The organism is Paenibacillus rhizoryzae (genome assembly GCF_059686995.1).
In genome coordinates this window covers 23,070-44,008 of sequence record NZ_JCAALT010000015.1, presented here as the reverse complement: position 1 = coordinate 44,008, position 20,939 = coordinate 23,070, and the positions used below count along the sequence as shown (strand labels likewise).

General features: G+C 53.8%; 22 protein-coding genes and 1 riboswitch. All 22 genes read left to right on the top strand.

Going from position 1 to position 20,939, the window contains the following annotated elements; genetic code table 11:
- Positions 1-47 precede the first annotated feature (47 nt).
- The 22 genes from urtB to tilS all read left to right on the top strand — a co-directional run bounded on the left by urtB (position 48) and on the right by tilS (position 20,892).
- On the top strand, positions 48-956 hold the full coding sequence (gene urtB / locus AC6ESO_RS28490; protein WP_497094345.1) for an urea ABC transporter permease subunit UrtB: 909 nt from the start codon (positions 48-50) through the stop codon (positions 954-956).
- 36 nt (positions 957-992) lie between these two features.
- The gene (gene urtC, locus AC6ESO_RS28485; RefSeq protein ID WP_497094365.1) at positions 993-2,084 is read left to right on the top strand and encodes an urea ABC transporter permease subunit UrtC; all 1,092 of its coding nucleotides are present in this window, start codon (positions 993-995) and stop codon (positions 2,082-2,084) included.
- Positions 2,044-2,832: an urea ABC transporter ATP-binding protein UrtD gene (gene urtD / locus AC6ESO_RS28480; protein WP_497094344.1), complete on the top strand. Its 789-nt coding sequence runs from the start codon at positions 2,044-2,046 to the stop codon at positions 2,830-2,832. Before urtC ends, urtD begins: the two co-directional genes overlap by 41 nt.
- Positions 2,810-3,505, top strand: a complete 696-nt coding sequence (gene urtE / locus AC6ESO_RS28475) for an urea ABC transporter ATP-binding subunit UrtE (protein WP_497094343.1) — start codon at positions 2,810-2,812, stop codon at positions 3,503-3,505. The genes urtD and urtE overlap by 23 nt, the downstream gene beginning before the upstream one ends.
- A gap of 118 nt (positions 3,506-3,623) precedes the next feature.
- A riboswitch (guanidine-I (ykkC/yxkD leader) is annotated at positions 3,624-3,748 on the top strand.
- Positions 3,749-3,800: 52 nt separating this feature from the next.
- Positions 3,801-4,811 (top strand): ABC transporter substrate-binding protein, encoded by a 1,011-nt coding sequence (locus tag AC6ESO_RS28470; RefSeq protein WP_497094342.1) that lies wholly within the window; start codon positions 3,801-3,803, stop codon positions 4,809-4,811.
- Between the two features lie 5 nt (positions 4,812-4,816).
- Positions 4,817-5,632, top strand: a complete 816-nt coding sequence (locus AC6ESO_RS28465; RefSeq protein WP_494822122.1) for an ABC transporter permease subunit — start codon at positions 4,817-4,819, stop codon at positions 5,630-5,632.
- A gap of 70 nt (positions 5,633-5,702) precedes the next feature.
- A complete protein-coding gene (locus AC6ESO_RS28460) occupies positions 5,703-6,545 on the top strand; it encodes an ABC transporter ATP-binding protein (RefSeq protein ID WP_497094341.1) in 843 nt (280 codons plus the stop codon).
- 34 nt (positions 6,546-6,579) lie between these two features.
- Positions 6,580-6,735 (top strand): hypothetical protein, encoded by a 156-nt coding sequence (locus AC6ESO_RS28455; RefSeq protein WP_497094340.1) that lies wholly within the window; start codon positions 6,580-6,582, stop codon positions 6,733-6,735.
- 241 nt (positions 6,736-6,976) lie between these two features.
- On the top strand, positions 6,977-7,516 hold the full coding sequence (gene spoVT, locus AC6ESO_RS28450; protein WP_494822125.1) for a stage V sporulation protein T: 540 nt from the start codon (positions 6,977-6,979) through the stop codon (positions 7,514-7,516).
- Between the two features lie 150 nt (positions 7,517-7,666).
- Positions 7,667-9,331 (top strand): oligosaccharide flippase family protein, encoded by a 1,665-nt coding sequence (locus tag AC6ESO_RS28445; protein WP_497094339.1) that lies wholly within the window; start codon positions 7,667-7,669, stop codon positions 9,329-9,331.
- 60 nt (positions 9,332-9,391) lie between these two features.
- The gene (yabN, locus tag AC6ESO_RS28440; protein ID WP_497094338.1) at positions 9,392-10,873 is read left to right on the top strand and encodes a bifunctional methyltransferase/pyrophosphohydrolase YabN; all 1,482 of its coding nucleotides are present in this window, start codon (positions 9,392-9,394) and stop codon (positions 10,871-10,873) included.
- A gap of 179 nt (positions 10,874-11,052) precedes the next feature.
- Positions 11,053-11,325 (top strand): HU family DNA-binding protein, encoded by a 273-nt coding sequence (locus AC6ESO_RS28435; RefSeq protein ID WP_090985878.1) that lies wholly within the window; start codon positions 11,053-11,055, stop codon positions 11,323-11,325.
- 2 nt (positions 11,326-11,327) lie between these two features.
- Positions 11,328-11,612, top strand: coding sequence for an RNA-binding S4 domain-containing protein (locus AC6ESO_RS28430; protein WP_090985876.1), 285 nt, complete (start codon positions 11,328-11,330; stop codon positions 11,610-11,612).
- 154 nt (positions 11,613-11,766) lie between these two features.
- The gene (locus tag AC6ESO_RS28425; protein ID WP_497094337.1) at positions 11,767-12,000 is read left to right on the top strand and encodes a hypothetical protein; all 234 of its coding nucleotides are present in this window, start codon (positions 11,767-11,769) and stop codon (positions 11,998-12,000) included.
- A gap of 84 nt (positions 12,001-12,084) precedes the next feature.
- Positions 12,085-12,369, top strand: a complete 285-nt coding sequence (gene yabP / locus AC6ESO_RS28420) for a sporulation protein YabP (protein WP_494822129.1) — start codon at positions 12,085-12,087, stop codon at positions 12,367-12,369.
- Positions 12,366-13,007: a spore cortex biosynthesis protein YabQ gene (yabQ, locus tag AC6ESO_RS28415; protein ID WP_497094336.1), complete on the top strand. Its 642-nt coding sequence runs from the start codon at positions 12,366-12,368 to the stop codon at positions 13,005-13,007. Before yabP ends, yabQ begins: the two co-directional genes overlap by 4 nt.
- Positions 13,008-13,030: 23 nt before the next feature.
- Positions 13,031-13,360 (top strand): FtsB family cell division protein, encoded by a 330-nt coding sequence (locus AC6ESO_RS28410; RefSeq protein ID WP_497094335.1) that lies wholly within the window; start codon positions 13,031-13,033, stop codon positions 13,358-13,360.
- A 330-nt stretch (positions 13,361-13,690) separates the two neighbouring features.
- Positions 13,691-14,278, top strand: coding sequence for a S1 domain-containing RNA-binding protein (locus AC6ESO_RS28405; protein WP_497094334.1), 588 nt, complete (start codon positions 13,691-13,693; stop codon positions 14,276-14,278).
- 415 nt (positions 14,279-14,693) lie between these two features.
- Entirely contained in the window at positions 14,694-17,192 is a 2,499-nt protein-coding gene (spoIIE, locus tag AC6ESO_RS28400) for a stage II sporulation protein E (protein ID WP_497094333.1), read from the top strand.
- A gap of 567 nt (positions 17,193-17,759) precedes the next feature.
- The gene (locus AC6ESO_RS28395) at positions 17,760-18,485 is read left to right on the top strand and encodes a vWA domain-containing protein (protein ID WP_497094332.1); all 726 of its coding nucleotides are present in this window, start codon (positions 17,760-17,762) and stop codon (positions 18,483-18,485) included.
- Positions 18,469-19,407: a protein kinase domain-containing protein gene (locus AC6ESO_RS28390; protein ID WP_497094331.1), complete on the top strand. Its 939-nt coding sequence runs from the start codon at positions 18,469-18,471 to the stop codon at positions 19,405-19,407. Before AC6ESO_RS28395 ends, AC6ESO_RS28390 begins: the two co-directional genes overlap by 17 nt.
- A gap of 36 nt (positions 19,408-19,443) precedes the next feature.
- On the top strand, positions 19,444-20,892 hold the full coding sequence (gene tilS / locus AC6ESO_RS28385) for a tRNA lysidine(34) synthetase TilS (RefSeq protein ID WP_497094330.1): 1,449 nt from the start codon (positions 19,444-19,446) through the stop codon (positions 20,890-20,892).
- Positions 20,893-20,939: the final 47 nt, after the last annotated feature.

Here is a 20,939-nt window from a genome sequence, read left to right as displayed (position 1 = left end):
TGTTGGGTTCTGGACGGCGCAGTTTGCATAAGGGGTGAACGCAATCGATGGATGTTATCGTGCTGCAGTTGTTTAACGGGATCAGCGTAAGCTCGATTCTGCTTCTGATCGCGCTGGGCCTTGCGATTACCTTCGGACTGATGAAGGTCATTAATATGGCGCATGGCGAGCTCATTATGATCGGCGCCTACACCGCATACGTCGTGCAAAATCTCTTCACCTCCTACATGCCGGAGTCGGCATTCGGCTGGTACTTCGCGCTTGCCATACCGGTAAGCTTCTGTGTTGCTTTCGTATTCGGCATGGTGCTCGAAATGACCCTCATCCGATTTCTTTATGGGCGCCCGCTCGACAGCTTGCTTGCCACTTGGGGCGTCGGACTCATGCTGCAGCAGATCGCCCGGAGCATCTTCGGTGCGCCGAATGTCGGCGTAACAAGTCCGGAATGGCTCAATGGCGGTGTCACTGCGCATGGCGGCGTGGTATTCCCGTACAAACGACTGTTCATCATCGGTCTGGTGTTGGTCTGTCTGTTTGCCATGTATCTGTACATCTATAGAAGTCACTCCGGACGCAGAATGAGGGCGGTTATGCAAAATCGTGAAATGGCCGCTTGTCTGGGCATTTCAACTCGCCGGGTAGATGCGATGACTTTCGCGATTGGCTCCGGTATTGCGGGTGTTGCAGGCTGTGCCCTTACGCTTATTGGACCCATCGGTCCTTCGATCGGTACGTACTACATCGTGGATGCGTTCATGGTTGTTGTCCTCGGTGGTGTAGGGAAGCTGGTCGGTACGGTGTTCGGTGCGCTTGGCATCGGATTGTCCAATACGATCTTCGAATATTATACGACGGCTTCACTGGGCAAAGTGCTGGTGTTCCTATGTATTGTTGCTTTCCTTCAGTGGAAGCCGATGGGGCTTGTGGCGATGCGCTCGCGTTCGCTTGATAACTAGATGGGAAAAAAGTCGCCCTTGAAAGGTGGAGTCATGATGCAGCTTCGAACGATGACGCCTGAGCGAATATGGCTATTGGCGGGATATGCGGTTGCCGCTGCTGCGTTATTCTGTGCACCGCTTGTATTGAGTGATTTTCGGCTGAATTTGCTGGCGAAGTTTCTGGCCTACGCCATTGTTGCGCTGGGGCTTGATCTGATATGGGGCTATACCGGCATTCTCAGCTTGGGCCACGGAGTGTTCTTTGGCTTAGGCGGCTATACGATGGCGATGTACCTGAAGCTTGATGCAAATGGCGGGAAGCTTCCCGATTTCATGGATTGGAGCGGCCTTACGGCGCTTCCTTGGTTTTGGAAGCCGTTCGGATCGCTGGCCTTTGCCGTGCTGGCGGGGATATTGATACCGGCGCTGCTGGCCTTGATACTCGGTTACTTTACGTTCCGCAACCGAATTCGCGGCGTCTATTTCACAATACTGACGCAGGCGCTAGTCATCATTACCGTCACGTTGTTCATTGGGCAGCAGGCGTATACAGGTGGCACGAATGGCGTGACCGGCTACAGTAAGTTATTTGGTTATGCACTTGCATCACCGGACACGAAACGATTCCTGTACTGGATAACGGTTGTCCTGCTAATCGGCGCTTATCTGCTCTGTCGTTTCCTGGTAAAAAGCCGATTCGGCAAGGTGCTGCGAGCGATAAGAGATGGCGAGAACCGAGTTCGGTTTATCGGTTATAACCCTGCTGTCTATCAAATGATTGCCTTTAGCATCTCGGCAGGGCTTGCCGGACTTGCGGGTATGCTGTTCGTGCTCCATGTCGGCATCATATCTCCCTCTATGATGGGCATTGTACCTTCCATTGAAATGGTATTATGGGTTGCAATAGGAGGCCGAGGAACACTGGTTGGTGCGGTGCTGGGTGCGATTTTGCTCAATTCCGCCAAGAGTGCTTTCAGTGAATCCTACCCGGATATATGGATTCTGTTCATGGGCGCATTGTTCGTAGTTGTCGTGGTCTTCTTACCGAAGGGAGCGGCGGGCCTGTTTGGACAATTCAAGTGGTTTAGAAGGAGGAAGTCTGCTGATGAAGGAGCAAAAGGAGTCCCCAATCGTTCTGCAGTGTGACGAGGTAACCGTCGACTTTGATGGATTTAAGGCGGTACAAGGGATGAATTTCTCGCTTGTCCGCGGGGAATTGCGATTTCTGATCGGTCCTAACGGAGCGGGTAAAACAACCATGCTGGATGTCATATGCGGCAAAGTGAAGCCGGCTGACGGGAAGGTGCTGTTCAGCGGAACTGTCGATATTACGCGAAAGAAAGAGCATCAGATCGCGGAGCTTGGCATCGGCCGTAAATTTCAGACGCCGTCCATCTTCCCGTCCCTTACGGTGATGGAAAACTTTGAAATTGCAATGAAGCAGAATCGCAGCGTATTTGCGGCGATGCGAGCGAAGATGCGGGCTGAAGATCGGGAGCGGATCCATGCTCAGCTGGAGCTGGTAGGGCTGTCCGGCAAAGCGGATTGGCGGGCGGGCGGTCTCTCGCACGGTGAGAAGCAATGGCTTGAAATCGGGATGATGCTGCTGCAGGAGCCGGAGATTTTGCTGCTGGATGAGCCTGTAGCGGGGATGACCGATGGCGAGACGGAGAAAACCGGTGAGCTATTGCAGCATATTCGCAAGACGCAGTCGATTGTCGTCGTAGAACATGATATGGAGTTTGTGCGCAGCTTCGCGAGCAAGGTGACGGTTATGCACGAGGGTAAGCTGCTCAAGGAAGGCTCCATGGAGGAAGTGCAGCGCGATGACCGCGTAGCGGAAGTGTATCTGGGGAAAAGGCGGGATGTCGATGCTAGCCGTTCAACAGCTTGAAGCGGGTTATGGAGAGAGCGTTATTTTGCGGCAAGTTACGCTTCAGGTACGGCCGGGGCAGGTCGTTTGTTTGCTTGGTCGCAACGGGGTTGGCAAAACGACACTGATGAAGAGCATTATGGGGGTGCTTAAGGCGCGCAAAGGTACGGTAACCTACCAAGGAACCGATCTGACGAAGCGGGCACCGGGCGAGCGTGCGAAGAAGGGGATCGGATACGTGCCGCAAGGGCGCGAAATCTTCCCGCAGCTTACCGTATTCGAGAATGTGCTGCTTGGATTGGAAGCGTGCAAAGAGAAAAAACGCGCCATTCCGGAGTCGGCCATTGCTAAATTTCCCGTATTGCCTTCGATGTATGGCCGAAGGGGCGGAGACTTGAGCGGCGGACAGCAGCAGCAGCTGGCTTTTGCCAGAGCGCTTGCCTCCGAGCCGGAGCTGCTGCTGCTCGATGAACCGTGTGAAGGCATTCAGCCATCCATTGTCGATGATATCCGAGATGTCATTCGGTCAATCAAGGCAGGAGGCGAGACGGCTATTCTGCTTGCGGAGCAAAGTCTGGAGTTTGTGAAGAGCGTCGGAGACTACTTCTACATCCTCGAGAAAGGCTCGATCGCATGGGAGGGTGGCTTGTCTGATTTGAACGAGGAAGTCATCCGCCATTATCTAACCGTTTAGCGTTCATGTAATAAAACCTAACACAGACATTGACACATAGGCTATTTCCCTCTTACAATACAAATAAATGTAAGGTTGTTTAACAATTGAATATCAGTTCTCGGCATTTCACGGGAACGACAAAGCTGTCTAGGGTTCCGTGGTGTGAAAACCAGCTGGTCCGAGAGGCGGCGTATGGAGAATGGCTCACATCACTTGGGCTTGGATCTCCGTATAACACGGAAGGACAAAAGCCTGGGAGATCTCTCCTGAGGCTTTTTCTATTCTTATAGAGAATTGATGGGAGTGGGGAGAAATGAAGAGAACGAAACGGACGATTACCCTGTTACTGCTTGCTGCAATGCTGATGGCGCTGACCGGCTGCGGTGGATCCAAGGAAGCTTCATCAGGCGCGGACGATTCACCGATTACGATTGCACTTAGTCCGTGGCCGGGGTGGTTCTTCTGGTACCTCGTCGACGAGAAGGGCTTCTTCGAGAAACATGACGTCAAAGTCGATCTGAAATGGTTCCCGGTTTACAGTGATTCTCTTCAAGCGCTCGCTACGGGCAAAGTGGACGCAAACAGCCAAACGCTCAGCGATACGCTCGCTCCCGCATCCAAAGGCATTGGCCTGAAAGCCGTCCTTGTTAATGACAACTCCTACGGTGGCGATGCGATTGTCAGTAAGTCAAATATCGGCTCCATTGCCGAACTGAAAGGCAAAACGGTTGCAACCGAGCTCGGTACAGTCGATCACCTGCTGCTGCTGACCGCGCTGGATCAGAACGGAATGTCCGAGACGGATGTCAATTACGTCAACATGACGGTCAACGATGCAGGACCTGCCTTTATATCCGGCAAAACAGATGCATCCGTGCTCTGGGAGCCGTTCCAAACGAAAGCCGTTAAAGAAGGCAAGGGCAAGGTGCTCTTCTCTTCCAAAGATACACCGGGCCTCATTCCCGATCTGCTCGTCTTCCGCGATGATGTCGTGAAGAACCGTCCGGATGATATTCAGAAGATCGTAGACGCTTGGTTTGATGCACTGAACTACTTCAAGTCCCACCAAGATGAAGCAATCGCGCTTATGGCGGAGAAAGCGGAAACGACGCCGGAGGACTTCAAGCTTGGTCTCGACAGCATTAAACTGTTCACGCCTTCGGATAACGTCAAAGCGTTCGGTAAACGCGATGATTACACGTCATTGCCTTATACAGCCCAGAAGACAGCGGACTTCTTGAAGAAGCTGGATATGGTGGATGAAATCAAAGACTTCGACGTCCTCTTCGATTCACGGTTTGTAGAAAAAGCAGCTAAGGAGTGATAGCGATGAAGGCAAACGAACGTAAGCCCGGGCATAAGAGCCGGCCGAATCGGTTTCAAATCTTCAAGGATATCGGGGGGAGGCCGTTTGCCTTCACCGCGGGATTCTCTTTCGCGCTCTTGTTCATCGTTTGGTCGGCGCTGAGCTACACGAAATCCGTAAATCCGGTATTCTTGCCAACGCCGGATAAAGTATTTGTCGAGATGTTCAAGATGCTTGCTACCGGCGAGTACTGGCATCATATCGGAATCAGCGTGTTCCGCGTATCGGCAGGATTCCTGCTTGCCTGCATCGTCGGTATTCCGCTTGGCATCTTCGCAGGTACATTTAAGTACGGCGAAGCTTTCGTGGAACCGCCAATGGAGTTCATCCGCTACATGCCGGCAGTTGCATTCATTCCGCTCATTATGGTGTGGGCCGGTATCGGAGAATGGGCGAAAATCCTGCTCATCTTCCTTGGCTGCTTCTTCCAGCTTGTCTTAATGGTGGCGGACAATACGCGCCGCGTCTCCCATGACCTGCTTCAAGCGTCCTTCACGCTTGGGGCAGGCCGCTGGAAGGCGATCGAGACGGTGCTCATTCCGGCCATTCAGCCGCAATTGATGAACACGCTTCGCCTCATTCTAGGATGGGCCTGGACGTACCTCGTTGTTGCCGAGCTCGTGGCGGTCAACAGCGGCCTCGGTTACGCCATTATGAAGGCGCAGCGGTTCTTGAACACGGATCAAATTTTTGTCGGTATTATCGTCATCGGTCTTCTTGGCCTCATTAGCGACCGGATTTTCGCTTTCTTGAACCGCAGGTTATTCCCTTGGGCTTAACGAAATAGGCTCTCGGAGAGGCCAAAAGGCAAGCAGGGTGCAATGAAATCAGTACAGGGAGTTGATCGCGATGGAAGCCGTTAAACGTGAAGCCAACTATGAAGAGCAATCGGCAAGCGCGAAAGGAAATAATCGTGCCAAGGACTTGGCGGTAGTGCCGCGCGGGGAGATCGTGATCCGCGGCCTGCAGAAGGTATACGAAACGAAGAAAAGCCAATTCGAAGCACTCAAAAATATCGATATGAGCATCGGCACCAACGAGTTTGTCACCATCGTCGGCCCTTCCGGCTGCGGTAAATCGACGCTGCTTCGTATCGTTGCGGGACTTGATGAGCTGACGGACGGATCCGTTACGCTGGATGGCGAAGAAGTGATCGGACCCGGCGCGGAGCGGGGCATGGTCTTCCAAGGCTACACCTTATTCCCTTGGCTTACAGTGCGCGAGAATATCGAATACGGTCCGAAGCTGAAAGGGATTTCGACGCTGGAGCGCCGGGCGATCAGCAATCATTTTCTGAGAGTCATCAAGCTTGAAGCATTTGCGAGCGCCTATCCGAAGCAGCTCTCCGGCGGAATGAAGCAGCGGGTGGCGATTGCAAGGGCGCTTGCGAATCGTCCGAAGGTGCTGCTCATGGATGAACCGTTCGGCGCATTGGATGCGCAAACCAAGCTGGAGATGCAGGAGATGCTGCTCGAGGTATGGGAGAAGGAGAAGACGACCGTTCTCTTCATCACCCATGATATCGACGAGGCGATCTTCCTATCGCAGCGCATCGTTGTGATGGGTGCCGGCCCGGGACGCATCCTGAAAACATTCGATGTCGGGCTTCCGGATAAACGGACACCTGAAGTACGCGAGCTGCCGGAGTTTCTGGCACTCAAGCGGGAGCTTGGACAGCTGCTGAAGCACTAGAAGCAAGGCAATCATGGGCGAGGAGTGATCCGGCATGGTGACGCGTGATTCGAAAGAACCTTCCGCAGAAAACGGTAAGGTGGAAGGTGCAATCGGTGCTGATGCGAAGCGCTTCAATAGAAAGCTGCTCGCCGCACTTGGTTTTATCGTCAGAATGATGTTCTTCCGGCATCCCGAAGCTCTTCGTTAGAGCTGCGGGGTGCTTTTTTTCTGTTTCGGGGGACTTAGTGGAAGATACCTCCAACAGCGGTGATTCAAGGCTTTTGTCCCTTTTCCACGTGAATAAGAAAATGGGAGGGGATGAATACTATGGTCAGATCGATAATCACCTTATTCAAGGATCCTCTCCTCTTGAACGATAGAAAATTTGTATTTTGCAGTTTGCGTCCAGTCCAATTCAAAACCTTCAAGGAAAGTGGGGCAACTAGAACATGAAAGCAACTGGAATTGTCCGTCGTATCGATGATCTCGGCCGGGTCGTCATCCCTAAGGAAATCCGCCGAACACTGCGCATACGCGAGGGCGACCCGCTGGAAATATTCGTTGATCGCGACGGCGAAGTTATTTTGAAGAAGTATTCCCCTATTGGTGAGCTTGGCGATTTTGCCAAGGAATATGCGGAGTCTTTATCCGAAAGTACGGGCCATATCGCGTTGATCACGGATCGGGATAATATTATTGCGGTCGCGGGAGCATCCAAGAAAGATTATTTGGAGAAGCAGATCGGCGCCATGCTGGAGAGCTGTATGGAGAACCGCAAAGCGATCATCGAATCCGGCGGCTCTTACGAGATCGTCAAAGATATCGGAGAGACCTTCAGTGCTTTCGTGGCCGCTCCAATCGTGGCCGGCGGCGATCCAATCGGTACCGTTGTGCTGCTCAGTAAAGACGAGAATGCCAAAATGGCGCAAATGGAAACCAAAATGGCCGAAACCGCAGCTGGGTTTCTCGCCAAGCAAATGGAACAATAGCAGCGTAGAAGCTTCCTTGAAGAGCATGTCTTCATGGGAGCTTTTTTCTGTAGAGGTCCATTCTGCGGTAGCGGTTTGGGGTATAATGGGAGCAGGAGAAGAGAGTAGGCAGGTGTACAGGTTTTGAAAATAGGGCAAGAGGAGCATGCTGTGACTACGGAAGTTGAGGGGCAGCATGTGGAGATCGGGCATCAAAGATTAGGGAAAAGCCCCTTGCTGCTTCGCGGTGCGGCGCTCATGGGCGTTGCCATGCTTATTAGCAAGACGCTTGGCACGATGCAAAAAATACCGCTGCAAAATATAGCCGGGGATCGTGTATTCGGGATTTATAACGCGGTCTATCCCTTGTATCAGCTGCTGCTTGTGATGGTTACGGCGGGATTTCCCGTCGCGGTTTCTCTGCTTGTAGCCGAGCGCGAAGCACGCGGGGATTCAGGCGGCGCAAAGCGTGTACTTAGCGCAAGCGCTTGGTTGTTGTTTATGAGCGGCGCGGCGGGATTTGTGTTGTTATGGCTTGGCGCCGATCGGATCGCTGTCTGGATGGGCGATGAAGCAACGGCTTCCGCCGTGCGAACCGCATCGTTAGCCCTATGGTTCGCACCGGTCATGGCGGCGCTTCGCGGCTATTATCAAGGGCGGGGGCAGATGCTGCCCTCGGCCGTATCTCAGCTGTCGGAACAGACGGTCCGCGTGGCGGGGATGTTGATTCTGCTCGCGATCGGCTGGCACTATAACTGGTCAGATGCGAAGCTTGCCGCTGGCGCAACTGCCGGTTCAGCCATTGGCGGCGTGGCCGGCCTCGCGGTAATCACGGCGTTCTGGCTGCGAGAACGAGGCGGGGCGGGGACGATTCGCCCTGCGTTGGCGGGCGAAAGGGAGAGCCTCGCAGCGCTTATGCGGAAACTGGCGCTGCTCGCGGTTCCCGTCACGCTTGGGGCGCTTGCCGTGCCGGCGCTTGGCGTCGTGGATGCCTTCACCGTTCCGCGGCTGCTTCGCGGAACCGGCGTGTCGCAGGCCGATGCGATGTCGCTCTTCGGCCTGTACAGCCGGGGCCAGCCGCTTGTGCAGCTGGTCGTCATGGTTGCCGGCGCGATGGGTGCCGCGCTTGTGCCCGCGCTAGCGGCCGCACGCGTGCGCGGCGACGAAGCCGCCGTGCGTCAGCAGGCGGCGCTCGTGCTGCGGGCTGCGTGGGGCATCGGCGCAGCCGCGGCTTTAGGGCTCGCGCTGCTGGCCGAGCCCGTCAATGTCATGCTGTACGCGGACGATGCCGGCTCGCGTACGTTTGCCCTTGTCGGGTGCACGGCGCTCGCGGGCACCGTTAGCGCTATCGCGGCTGCTGCGCTGCAAGGGCTGGGGGCCGTTCGTGCCCCTGCGCTGTTCATGCTGGCCGCGGCCGCGCTGAAGGCGGCGTTCAACGCCGCCCTTGTGCCGGCGTACGGCACGGCCGGCGCAGCCTGCGCCGGCATCGCTGCGCTCACGGCGGCCGCCCTGCTCGGCACGGGCGCCGTCCGCCGCGCCGCCGGCGCGGCCATGCCCGCGCGGCAAGCCGCGGGCATCGGACTCGCACTCGCGGTCATGGCCGCGGTGCTCGTCCTGGTCGAGCGCGGCGGTGCCCCGCTGCTCGACCTTGCGCTGCCGCCGAGGGCGGCAGCTTGCGCGCTCGCGCTCGGGGGAACCGCCCTCGGCGGAGCGCTCTTCGCCGCCGCCGTGCTGCGCTTCGGCGGCGTGACCGCGCGCGAGCTGCGCGCGCTTCCGGGCGGCGATGCGCTTGCCGCCCGATTGCAGCGGTGGCGCTTACTGCCCCGCGCCAACTAATCGCTGCCTCGGCGCAATACCTCGCCGACGTTTGCATTCCAAAAGGAGGAACATACATACATGGAACAACCAACAATAACCGTGGTCGGACTGGGCTCCGGAGACGAAGATCAGCTTACACTGGGCGTTTGGCGCAGACTGCAGGAGGCGTCCAATCGCTATGTCCGTACGGACAAGCATCCTATGATGAAGCTGTTCAGCGATCATCAGTTAGCTTATGAGTCCTTCGACTTTCTATACGAGCAAATGGACTCATTCCCGGATGTATATGAAGCGATCGCGAAGCAGTTAATCGCGAATGCCCGCACGAAAGGCAGCTTAATATTCGCGGTTCCCGGTCATCCGATGGTGGCCGAGCGGACGGTTCAGCTGCTGCGCGAGCACTGCCCGGAGCATGGCATCGAGCTGCGCATTCTTGGCGGCGAGAGCTTCCTCGATCAAGCTTTTACACGGCTGGGGTTCGACCCGATCGAAGGGTTCCAGCTGCTGGATGCAGCGGAATTGAAGCCGTCTTTGATCCGCACGGAGCTGCATACCGTAATCGGTCAAGTCTATGACGAATTTACGGCTTCGGATGTGAAGCTGACGCTTATGGAGCTGCTGCCCGATGATTACCCGATCACGATCGGCCATGCGCTTGGCGTTCCCGGCGAGGAGCAGATCATCACCGTTCCGCTCTATGAGCTGGACCGGACGCCGGGTTACGGCAATCTCTCGCTGATTTGGCTGCCTCGTTCCACGGACGATATGCTGCGCAACCGCTCCTTCGAGCGTCTGCACGAAATCGTGGCGATTCTGCGAAGCCCCGAAGGCTGCCCGTGGGATCGGGAACAAACGCATCAATCGATTCGCAAGAACTTCATCGAGGAAACCTATGAAGCGATCGAAGCACTGGATAACGATGATCCGGATGGCATGCGCGAAGAATTCGGCGATGTGATTTTGCAAGTGATGCTGCATAGCCAGATGGAAGAAGAGGTCGGCACGTTCTCCGTCTATGACGTGATTCAATCACTTAATGAGAAGCTGCTGTTCCGCCATCCGCATGTGTTTGGCGATACGAGCGCCGGTAATTCCGAAGAGGCGCTGCGCAATTGGGAGCAGATGAAAGCAGAGGAGAAGCGCCGTAAAGGCATCGATCCTGCCACAGCCTCGCAGCTGGACGGCATTCCGCCCGATCTGCCAGCACTGATGAAAGCTTACAAGATTCAGAAGAAAGCAGCCAAAGTCGGCTTCGACTGGGATCATATCGGCCCGGCGCTCGACAAGGTTGGCGAGGAGCTTCGGGAGCTGCGCGAGGCCATTCAATCCAAGGACGCTGAGGAGCAGGCGGACGAACTCGGAGACTTGTTGTTTGCGGCAGTCAACGTATCGCGCTTCATCCACGCCGATCCGGAAGAGGCGCTTTCTCGCACCAATTCGAAATTTAAGAAACGATTTTCATATATTGAGGAGCAGCTTCGTATAAGCGGCCGAACCTTTGACCAAACTGATTTAACAGAGATGGATCGTTACTGGGAGGATGCCAAGAAGCTTCCCTAGTAAAAAGGATTGTAGATTCGTCAAAATTCGGCTTATTTCCTCACAAAACGTGAAAATAATTTTCCAATCAGCAGGATTTATTTGCTAATAGGCAGAAGTAGTAGCTGAGGAAACTAAGCTATGCGGCAGTCTAAACACTGCCTACAAGTATAATTGAACTTTTAGGAGGCCATTGAACAATGAACAAAACAGACTTGATCAACAACATCTCGGCAAAAAGCGGTTTGACTAAGCGTGATGTAGAATCCGTATTGAACGGCTTTCTGGGCGAAGTAACAGACGCTCTGGCAGGCGGAGACAAAGTCCAATTGATCGGCTTCGGTACATTCGAAACGCGTAAGCGTTCCGGCCGTACAGGTCGCAACCCGCAAACGGGCAACCCGATCACGATTGCAGAATCCAAAGTTCCAGCGTTTAAAGCCGGCAATAAATTGAAAGACGCGATCAAGTAATAATGCGTCTGGATAAATTCCTCAAAGTATCGCGTTTAATCAAGCGGCGTACTGTCGCAAAGGACGTGTCCGAGCAAGGCCGCGTCTGGATTAACGATCGTGAAGCCAAAGCGAGCAGCACCGTCAAAGCCGGCGACGAGCTCAAAATTCAATACGGCCAGAAGATCGTCACCGTCCGCGTCGAGCGGATCTTGGAGACGACCAAGAAGGACGAGGCTAGCGGTATGTATACTTTGTTGAAAGAAGAAGCGCGCCAGCAAGAGAACAAGCTCGACTGGCAAGCATAAGCAGTTTAATAGACAGCCTCTACCGGTGCAATACCCGGCGGAGGCTGTTTTTCTTATTTGCGGAAATCTATATAATACTGTATCCATATTTTACCTAAAAGTGCTATAATCTCACAAGCGGTGTTTCTATTGCGGTAGTGAGGTGAACAGAACGATGTCGGCTCAAAAAAACTGCTTATTCGGTATTCTAGCCGGGCTTGCGCTGCTTTGCATGAATGACCGGATGATCGGTTCCGTCTTTTTAACATTGGCAGAGTCTTCGGGCGTCTACCTGTTCATCCGAGCGGCTATGCGAATCATCAGCGCCATTGGCGGGATTTGCGTGTTATTTTTCGCTCTCGCTTTACTCGTTCGAGTCATCAAATCTATGATCCTGCAAAAATCGTAACCCCTTATTCTCGCAGTTCTAAAACCTGTCCCTTCCCCATAGGCTAGTCTCAGTGATAGATGTGCTGGAGGAGGGGGACGAGCAATGATCGAGCAAGGAAAGGGTCAGAAGCGCCAGGAAATCAAAATGCTTAACCGCAAGATCCTTGAGATTACCGGCGTTATGAATGTGGAGAGCTTCGACAGTGAAGAGTTTCTGCTGGAGACTGAGCTGGGCTTTCTGGCAATCCGCGGGCAGAACCTGCATATGAAGCATCTCAGTCTGGAGCAGGGACTGGTCGCCATTGAAGGGCTGGTTCATTCGCTCACTTACCTGGATGGCAATACGGGCAGCAAGTCGAAGGGCTTGTTCGGGAAGATATTCAAGTGAGTTTGACCGTTCAGTGGTGGACAATGATAACGATGCTGCTCTCTGGGATCGGGATGGGCGTCGTTTTCGATGGGTATCGTGTCGTATCGGACGAGCTGCGGATCAGCCGGTTATGGATTCCGATTTTCGACTTGCTCTACTGGATTGCGGCTACATTAGTCGTCTTTCAAGTGCTCTCTGCGAGCAATGAAGGCGAAGTGCGGGCGTATGTTTTCATCGGGCTGCTGCTCGGCATCGGCTGTTACTACTGGCTCTTTAGCAAAATCACGATGCAGCTGGTGCATATCCTGATCCGCACCGTCCGCGCGGTGATAAGATTCATCATCCGTGCTTTTGATCTATTGATTATTCGTCCTCTGCTGCTGCTCTATCGAATTGGAAAGCTGCTCTTTGCGTTTTTGAGAGCATTTGCTATTTTCCTTTTCAAAATTGTGGTACAATTGGTACGTCCATTTTGGCTTCTGGCTGCATGGATGACCAAACCGATTTGGAAGCCGCTGCTTCGTTCTTGGAAACGTTGGGTAAACCCAATTATAGCCAAGTGGCGAATCCCGGAACGGGTCCAAGCATTTCGTACCGGATTGAACAAGCTATGGCAGCGCTGGAAGAATCGGAAGCAAGAGAAGAAAGACGATTAATCTTACGTCAGGAGGTCCATGATATGGCGACATCTACAACAAGCTCTCATTCATCCGCTGCGGCGCAGTATGCAGGAACCAAGCGCCGGTTGAAGATCTGGTTTGTATTTATCGCTCTCTTCATGGGCTGGGCGCTATATACGCTGTTCTCTCAGCTTGATCGTCAAGGTCAAGCTGAGATTAAGCTGGCCAATGCCTCCCAGAAAATCGACGAGGCTGCCAAGCAGGTCGAAGAGCTGAAGCTTGAAGTCGCGCGATTGAGCGATAAGGAGTATATCGGACAGCTGGCAACGAAGGAACAAGGCATGGTTCGCAAAGGCGAGAAGCGGATTGAGGTCATTACTCAGCCCTAGATAATTGGTTTGAAGCAACCTATGGTTGGTTCAGCATTTATCTAAGAGTGAATGGTTTGAGTCAACCCATGGTGACTCAGCATTTATCTAAGAGTGATTGGTTTGAAGCAACCTTCGGTTGATTCAAGTCGCCTCAACCACCTAAGATGGGCGTAACAACGGGTATCCGTCCTGTTGCCTTGCTTCTCCCATTGGAGTATAATCAGCTTAGTAACCATATTTTTAACGGCTTACCGTAGTCATATCATTATTTTTTTGCTCGCAGCCTCAGGCTGAGAGAACTCGAAGCTAAAGGCTTCGCATAACGGTTAGGGAGGAACATTTTTACCTATGGCAATTGAAGTGGGCGCCAAGTTAGAGGGCAAGGTGACAGGCATTACGCATTTCGGAGCATTCGTCGATTTGTCGGGAGGTGTCACAGGGCTAGTTCACATCTCAGAGATTGCCGATAACTACGTCAAAGATGTTAAAGACCATTTGAAACTGGAAGATGTCGTTTCAGTGAAGGTCATTAATGTAGATAAAGACGGGAAAATCGGGCTTTCCATTAAGCAAGCAATCGACCGACCAGAAGGCTCAGCACCTCCTCAGCGTGAACGCAGTGGAGATCGTGGACCAGGCGGCGGCAGCTTCAACCGGACAGGTACCGGCGGCGGCGGCGGTGGCTTCAATCGTACAGGCGGGCCAGGCGGCGGTGGAGATCGCGGACCAAGCGGCGGCGGCGGTGGTTTTAATCGTCAAGGCGGCGGTGGCGGCGGACGTCCATTCAATAAGGCTGGCGGCGGTAAACCTGCTTACGGCAAACCGTCCTTCGAGGATAAAATGTCACGCTTCCTGAAGGATAGCGAAGAGCGTATGTCTTCGCTGAAGAAGAACACGGAATCCAAACGCGGTGGCCGTGGTGCTAAGCGCGATTAATAGCATAGTATGAGAATCAGGCAGTGCCCCTTGAGGCACTGCCTTTTTTGCTGTCTTTTTCGGTATAAAGGGGCTGTCAACGGTTTATTATGCAGGGCGAGTACGATTTATACCCGCCCATCTCAAAAACTTTTCCCTTGTTCTCACGCAATCCCGACAGGTTCGGACGGCGATTCGCCATGCGCCGGCTTGGCGGAAGGAACATTTTTTGTTGAAACGGTGGGTGACGGGATGGCGCATAAGTAGGTCGACGCCTTGATAGCGCTAGGATGCCGCAATCCCGACAGAGGGCCGCCCACGACGCGTGAAAATGTCGGAAAAAACTTTTACCATGACAACGCTTTCTGACAAACATTTCTAAAATCGTGATCCTATAATGGGGATACAAATTTTGAATAAGGCGGTGTCATCAAGCATGGTGGACAAACCTAAAGTTGTCATGTTCCCAGGTGTGCAGAAAACAAGCTTCGTCCAATCAACCTTTAGGAGAGGAATGGAACGAACCGGGTTGCTTCGCTTGGCAGGGTTGCTGACCTCGCGGAAATGGACGTTTGCGCTGATGGCTGTCGGGTTTCTGCTCGGACGAGCTGTCATCTTGGAGTCGCTGACTCCGTTTGCAGTGGCTTACTTTACAGTCATTTTCTTTCTGCGCCGAGATCTGCTGCTTCCGGTTGCGGCTTCAATAGTAGCAGGCAGCTGGCTCGCGATCGCACCGGAACCGATGTGGATTGCTATGGAGCTGGCCGTTGTTTACTTATTGCTGAGGGGACTTGAAGCATATGAACGAGCGGAACTGTCGTATGCGCCTCTGCTCGTATTCCTCGCTACCATGCTGGTCCGATTGTTCGGTGTTGTGACGACGGACACGCTGAGCTGGTATGAGCTGATGATGGTTGGCGTAGAGGCATCACTGGCCTTCGTCCTGACGCTGGTATTCGTCCAAGCGATACCGGTGCTGACGCTGACGAAGAAATCCTCGGCACTGAAGAACGAGGAGATCATTTGTCTGATGATTATGCTTGCATCCATCATGACTGGGGCTGTTGGCTGGACAATATACGGCATGTCCGTCGAACACATCATGTCGAGGTTTATGCTGCTGCTCTTTGCGCTTGTAGGCGGCGCACCCCTTGGCGCTTCCGTGGGTGTCGTCGCCGGTCTCATTCTCAGTTTGGCCGATACCAATGCGATTGTGCAGATGAGCTTGCTGGCTTTTGCCGGCTTGCTTGCCGGGCTGCTTCGTGAAGGCGGCAAAATGGCCGTAGCCTTCGGCATGCTGCTTGGCGCTTCGATTCTATCCATTTATGTCGGTAATCAGGCAGATGTGATGGCCTCGACGTGGGAGTCGGTCGTTGCAGCCGCTATGCTGATGCTTACCCCAAAATCGATTATTCGTATCATCTCTAAATATGTGCCCGGCACGCAGGAACATGTGAAATCGCAGCATGAATATGCAAGGCGCGTCCGAGATGTCACGGCGCAGCGCGTAACCCAGTTCTCCGAAGTGTTTCGCCAGCTTTCCCGCAGTTTTGGGCAGCTTGGCCATGAGGCCACGGAGAAGGAGAGGAGAGAGGAAGCGGCGGGCCATTTCATGAATGCGGCCGCAGAGCGAACATGCAATGCCTGCCACAAGCGGGAGCTTTGCTGGGAGGGGCGATTCTATGATACGTACAAGATGATGACCAGTATGATGACAACCGTAGAGGAAGGGCGCCGTTTGGGGCCGAAGGAGGTGCCGAGGGAGTGGAGCGTGCATTGCGTGAAGCCGCATCAAGTGCTTAGCGTTATGCAGCAGCAGCATGAGTTGTATCAGCATGATCGGCATTGGCGAAAGCAGCTGAACGATTCTCGGCAGCTTGTCGCAGAACAGCTGTCCGGCGTTTCTCAAGTCATGGATGACTTGGCGCGCGAAATCCAGCGGGAGGGGCAGCAGCTGCATTTACAGGAAGAACAAATCCGGGAGGCGCTGGAAGGGCTCGGTTTATCGATACAAGGCATTGAAATTATTAATTTGGAGGAGGGAAACGTTGAAATTGAGGTGTACCATACGTTTGGCCGCGGTTACGATGAATGCCGCAAAATCATCGCGCCGCTGTTATCCGATATTCTAGGCGAGCCGATTGCCGTTATGTCGGAGACTTACCCGGAGAAGAAGGGAAGTGCTGCGCAGGTTGTTTTCGGGACGGCCAAAGCGTTTGAGATTGAAACGGGTGTCGCCGGACTCGCCAAGGGAGGCGATCTGCTGTCGGGAGACAGCTTTAGTACGGTGGAGCTCGGCAATGGCAAATTTGCCGTCGCGATCAGCGACGGAATGGGAAATGGGGAGCGCGCAAAGCAGGAGAGCAGCACTGCTTTGACGATTTTACAGCAGCTTCTGCAATCCGGGATGGATGAGAAGCTTGCCATCAAGTCGGTTAACTCCATTCTGCTGCTGCGTTCTTCGGATGAGATATTTGCAACCGTCGATGTCGCACTCATCGACATGTACTCCGCGAAGACGACTTTTATGAAAATCGGATCAACGCCCAGCTTCATTAAGCGCGGGAACGAAGTGATTCCGATCACGGCCAACAATTTGCCGGTAGGGATTTTGCAGGACATTGACATAGATCTTATTCGCGTGCAGCTGCAGCCCGGAGATACGCTCATTATGATGACCGACGGCATCTATGACGCGCCGGGGCATGCCGTAAATAAGGAAATGTGGATGAAGCGGGTCATTCAAGAGATTCGATCCGACGATCCGCAGGAAATTGCCGATGGACTGCTGGAAACAGTCGTGCGGTACCACAAAGGCGACATTGTGGATGATATGACGGTTGTCGTCGCGAGAGTAGACAAGCATCAGCCCGAGTGGGCTACATTCCGCTGGCCTGGCGTGACCAAGGTCGAGCGACCAAGGACGGTGAGCTAACCATGAACATGAGATGGATCCAGCAACTACTCCAAAGGCGCAAGCAGCGGAAACGCATACGGCACCCTTCTTTAATGAAGCGTGCACCGGCAATTATTAATGATCAATAAGCGGGGCGGAATAGATAGATGGATTGTCATCACTAGAATAGACAGACATCAGCCTGTGCGGGCTGCACTCCGCCAATCTGGTAGAGCCAGGTTGAGCAACATAGGGACGGTGAGCCGATTTGATGAACAACATACGAAACGGACAATTTAACCGAGGGCGGCAACAGCGGGAGCGAGTACGGGCATTGATGCAGCATAAGCGTGGAACGGCGATTATTAAAGATCCATAGCTATTAAATAGAAGATGGAAGAAGCCTGTCCGGCCGGCAGGCTTCTTTTTGCGTTTAAACCGAGGATTGGAATGTCCCTCTGGGCCTAGCGACTCAATAAAACAGGGTTATCCCCTCTCAAAAATGGCAATGCTGATAGAGCTGGTACTAGGGATGAAGCCTGTTTGGACGATAGGTACAGGTTGGTTGCATCCGGCAGTAGATTCCAAGGTTTTGGGGGAATGACGATGAGGCAGATTCTATTAGTAACGGATGGCTGTTCCAATGTTGGCGTAAGTCCGGTTATTGCGGCTGCGCAGGCGCACGCAGTGGGGATCACAGTGAATGTTGTCGGCGTAGTGGATCAAGGCGATCTCGCCGAATTTGGTACGAACGAAATTGAAGAGATTGCGCGGGCGGGCGGTGGTTTGAGCCGATTGTCGCATACGCGGCAGCTTTCGCAGACGGTTCAAATGCTGACGCGCAAAACCGTCGTACAGACGATTCAGCAGGCCGTTCAACGGGAGCTGAAGCAAGTGCTTGGCACGTCGTCTATCGAGGAGCTTCCGCCGGAGAAGCGGGGTGAAGTCGTACGCGTCATCGACGAGCTGAGTGAAACGAGCAAGCTGCGCGTTGCGCTATTGATTGATGCCAGCGCCAGCATGAAACCGAAGCTGCACGCGGTTGAAGAGGCGATTCGCGATCTGGCTATCAGTTTACAATCGAGACAGGGGGGCAGCGAGATTGCCGTGTTTCATTTTCCCGGCTCCGCCTATGGTGAGGACTGCAAGCTTGATCTGGATTGGACGAGCAATATAAGCGGCGTTCATTCTTTATTCCCGCGGCTGCAGATGAGAGGGACGACACCAACAGGTCCCGCGATCGTGCATGTCATTGATTTTTATCAAAAAGCCGATTATGGTAGTAGGAAGAATGATGAAACGGACGGGATGATGAGTGACTACGTCGTTTGAATGGACACTTCCGCGCGGCACAATCATTCGCGGCAAGTGGAAGCAGGGCAGCTATCGCGTGGAACGGCTGCTCGGTGAAGGAGCCAATGGCAAAGTATTTCTGGTCGAGCGGCAGCGTGAGCTGTTCGCGCTTAAGATCGGTTCGGATACCGTAGATTTGCAATCGGAAGTCAATGTCTTGCAAACGATCGCGAAGCAGAAACAGAAGCGCGGCGCTAAGGGAGGTCTCTTCCTTGTCGATGTGGATGATTTCCGCGGAGCCGATGGCAAGGAACATCCTTTCTATGTCATGCGATATATTAAAGGGATGACGCTTGCCGATTATTTGGGTAAACAAGGGAAGGAATGGTTTCCCGTTGTTGCCTTCAATCTGCTTGGCCGAATCGCAGAGCTGAATGAAGCGGGCTGGACGTTCGGGGATTTGAAGGTGGAGAACGTCCTTGTCGGCGATTATGGTCGGCCGGAGCTCGTGGACTACGGCGGCGCTACTGCTTATGGCAAAGGCGTACGGCAGTTTACGGAGATTTACGACCGGGGTTACTGGAATGCGGGGACGCGTACGGCGGATGCGAAGTATGACTTGTTCTCGTTTGCGGTGCTCTGCATTCAGCTGCATGAAAGCCGACGGCTTGCGCAGCTATCTGCCGGCCTGCTGCCGCAAACGCGAACGCCGGATGAGCTGGCGAAGCTCGCTGCGACCAGCGCCGTGTTGAAGCCGCTCAGCGGTTGGCTGCGCAAGGCGCTCTACGGCGAATTTGCCAGCGCCCGCGAAGCGGCTGCAGCTTGGCAGCAGTGGATGCATCGCTCAGGGGCAGCCAATTCGGTTTCCGCGCCGGCGCCTCGCTGGATGAAGGGGCTGTTCGCCGCTTCGGCCGCAGTACTGGCAACTACGATTTATTGGCTGCTGCGCGGCGCATCATAAGAATCACAATCGAGCGACATGGGGAGGATGAGGGAAGTGGAGGATTGGCTAAGCGAGCTGTCCGGACTGGCCCGGGAAGAGCAGCTGTGGCTGCCGGGGGAGACGGTCGTCGTCGCGGTATCCGGCGGACCGGATTCCATGGCCTTACTCCATGCGCTTCACCGGCTGTCCGAACAAGAGCGGCTTACTTTGGTCGCCGCTCACGTGGACCATGGCTTTCGCGGCGAGGAATCGGCGCGGGAAGCAGAATCCGTGAGACAATACGCAGCGCTGCTCGGCATTCCTTGCGAAACGGCGCTTTTTAATTTGCCTGCTTATATAGAAGAAACAAGAATGAATGCGCAGGCGGCGGCCCGCGAGAAGCGGTACGCATTCTTGCATCAAGTCGCTCATACATACGGCGCCGCGCGCATTGCGCTCGCCCACCATGCCGATGATCAAGCCGAAACGGTGCTGATGCGAGTGGTTCGCGGAACCGGGCCCGGTGGGCTCGCAGGAATTGCAATTCGGCGAAAAGAAAAAAACGTGGAACTTATTCGGCCGCTTTTGCGTACATACAAGGCAGACATCCTGCGTTACTGTGAACAGTGGGCGATCCCGTTCAGTCAAGATAGCAGCAATGGGCAGAAGTATTATTTTCGCAACGTGGTCCGCTTGGACGTTCTGCCTTACTTGGCGTCGTTTAACCCGCAGTTTTCCCAGTCGCTTGTCCGATTGGCGGAGCTTGCATCGGCTGAAGACGATTGGCTGGAGCAAGAAACTAAGGCAATTTTTGAGCGCCATATCGCGCCTCACAGCGAAGGATGCCAATTGACCCGCAAAGCGCTGCTTGGCCTGCATGTCGCTTTACAAAGGAGATTGATTAAACTAATATTGAGTTATATTGGCTTGGAAACGGAAACCACTTCATTTGAAAGCATAGAAACGATAAGGATTGCGGCCTCTGATGGCGCAGCCACAACGTGGAGCTTCGATGTTGGCAGCGGTGTTCGATTTCTGCGTGAGTACGACAATTTAGTGTTCACCTATGCGAATAAGGGGAGAATGGCACCCGGGCGCAGCGGATATGCTTATGTTGTAACCCAAGATACGGTACGCCTGGCTTTGCCGATGGCGGAAGCGGAATTGTCGCTTGAGGAATGGGCTGAGGTTGATGCGCCCAGACCCCATAATCGACATGAAGCGCTGTTTGATGCCGACGCCTTGGAATTCCCGCTCACGGTTCGAAATCGCCGTCCAGGTGACCGAATGCAAGTGCTTGGTTTAAATGGTACCAAAAAGGTACAAGATATGTTCGTTGATGAACGCGTCGCACCCTCACGTCGTGAGGTGATGCCGATCGTTGTCGACGCTAACGGAACCGTGCTTTGGATCCCGGGCATTCGAAGATCAAGACATGCTCAGGTGATGGAAACGACAAGCCGTGTTATCAGAATGATGATGCGGGTAAACCTTGATGCTTCCGCACTGAACCAACTTGAATAAGATGCACTGATCCATTCATAGTATAGGCAAGAACCATTTAGGAGGGC

What these genes read in the sequence shown, in the direction of transcription:
- urtB (WP_497094345.1), top strand. Translation starts at nt 48, where the DNA reads ATGGATGTTATCGTGCTGCAGTTGTTTAACGGGATCAGCGTAAGCTCG.
- urtC (WP_497094365.1), top strand. Translation starts at nt 993, where the DNA reads ATGCAGCTTCGAACGATGACGCCTGAGCGAATATGGCTATTGGCGGGA.
- urtD (WP_497094344.1), top strand. Translation starts at nt 2,044, where the DNA reads ATGAAGGAGCAAAAGGAGTCCCCAATCGTTCTGCAGTGTGACGAGGTA.
- urtE (WP_497094343.1), top strand. Translation starts at nt 2,810, where the DNA reads ATGCTAGCCGTTCAACAGCTTGAAGCGGGTTATGGAGAGAGCGTTATT.
- AC6ESO_RS28470 (WP_497094342.1), top strand. Translation starts at nt 3,801, where the DNA reads ATGAAGAGAACGAAACGGACGATTACCCTGTTACTGCTTGCTGCAATG.
- AC6ESO_RS28465 (WP_494822122.1), top strand. Translation starts at nt 4,817, where the DNA reads ATGAAGGCAAACGAACGTAAGCCCGGGCATAAGAGCCGGCCGAATCGG.
- AC6ESO_RS28460 (WP_497094341.1), top strand. Translation starts at nt 5,703, where the DNA reads ATGGAAGCCGTTAAACGTGAAGCCAACTATGAAGAGCAATCGGCAAGC.
- AC6ESO_RS28455 (WP_497094340.1), top strand. Translation starts at nt 6,580, where the DNA reads ATGGTGACGCGTGATTCGAAAGAACCTTCCGCAGAAAACGGTAAGGTG.
- spoVT (WP_494822125.1), top strand. Translation starts at nt 6,977, where the DNA reads ATGAAAGCAACTGGAATTGTCCGTCGTATCGATGATCTCGGCCGGGTC.
- yabN (WP_497094338.1), top strand. Translation starts at nt 9,392, where the DNA reads ATGGAACAACCAACAATAACCGTGGTCGGACTGGGCTCCGGAGACGAA.
- AC6ESO_RS28435 (WP_090985878.1), top strand. Translation starts at nt 11,053, where the DNA reads ATGAACAAAACAGACTTGATCAACAACATCTCGGCAAAAAGCGGTTTG.
- AC6ESO_RS28430 (WP_090985876.1), top strand. Translation starts at nt 11,328, where the DNA reads ATGCGTCTGGATAAATTCCTCAAAGTATCGCGTTTAATCAAGCGGCGT.
- AC6ESO_RS28425 (WP_497094337.1), top strand. Translation starts at nt 11,767, where the DNA reads ATGTCGGCTCAAAAAAACTGCTTATTCGGTATTCTAGCCGGGCTTGCG.
- yabP (WP_494822129.1), top strand. Translation starts at nt 12,085, where the DNA reads ATGATCGAGCAAGGAAAGGGTCAGAAGCGCCAGGAAATCAAAATGCTT.
- AC6ESO_RS28410 (WP_497094335.1), top strand. Translation starts at nt 13,031, where the DNA reads ATGGCGACATCTACAACAAGCTCTCATTCATCCGCTGCGGCGCAGTAT.
- AC6ESO_RS28405 (WP_497094334.1), top strand. Translation starts at nt 13,691, where the DNA reads ATGGCAATTGAAGTGGGCGCCAAGTTAGAGGGCAAGGTGACAGGCATT.
- spoIIE (WP_497094333.1), top strand. Translation starts at nt 14,694, where the DNA reads ATGGTGGACAAACCTAAAGTTGTCATGTTCCCAGGTGTGCAGAAAACA.
- AC6ESO_RS28395 (WP_497094332.1), top strand. Translation starts at nt 17,760, where the DNA reads ATGAGGCAGATTCTATTAGTAACGGATGGCTGTTCCAATGTTGGCGTA.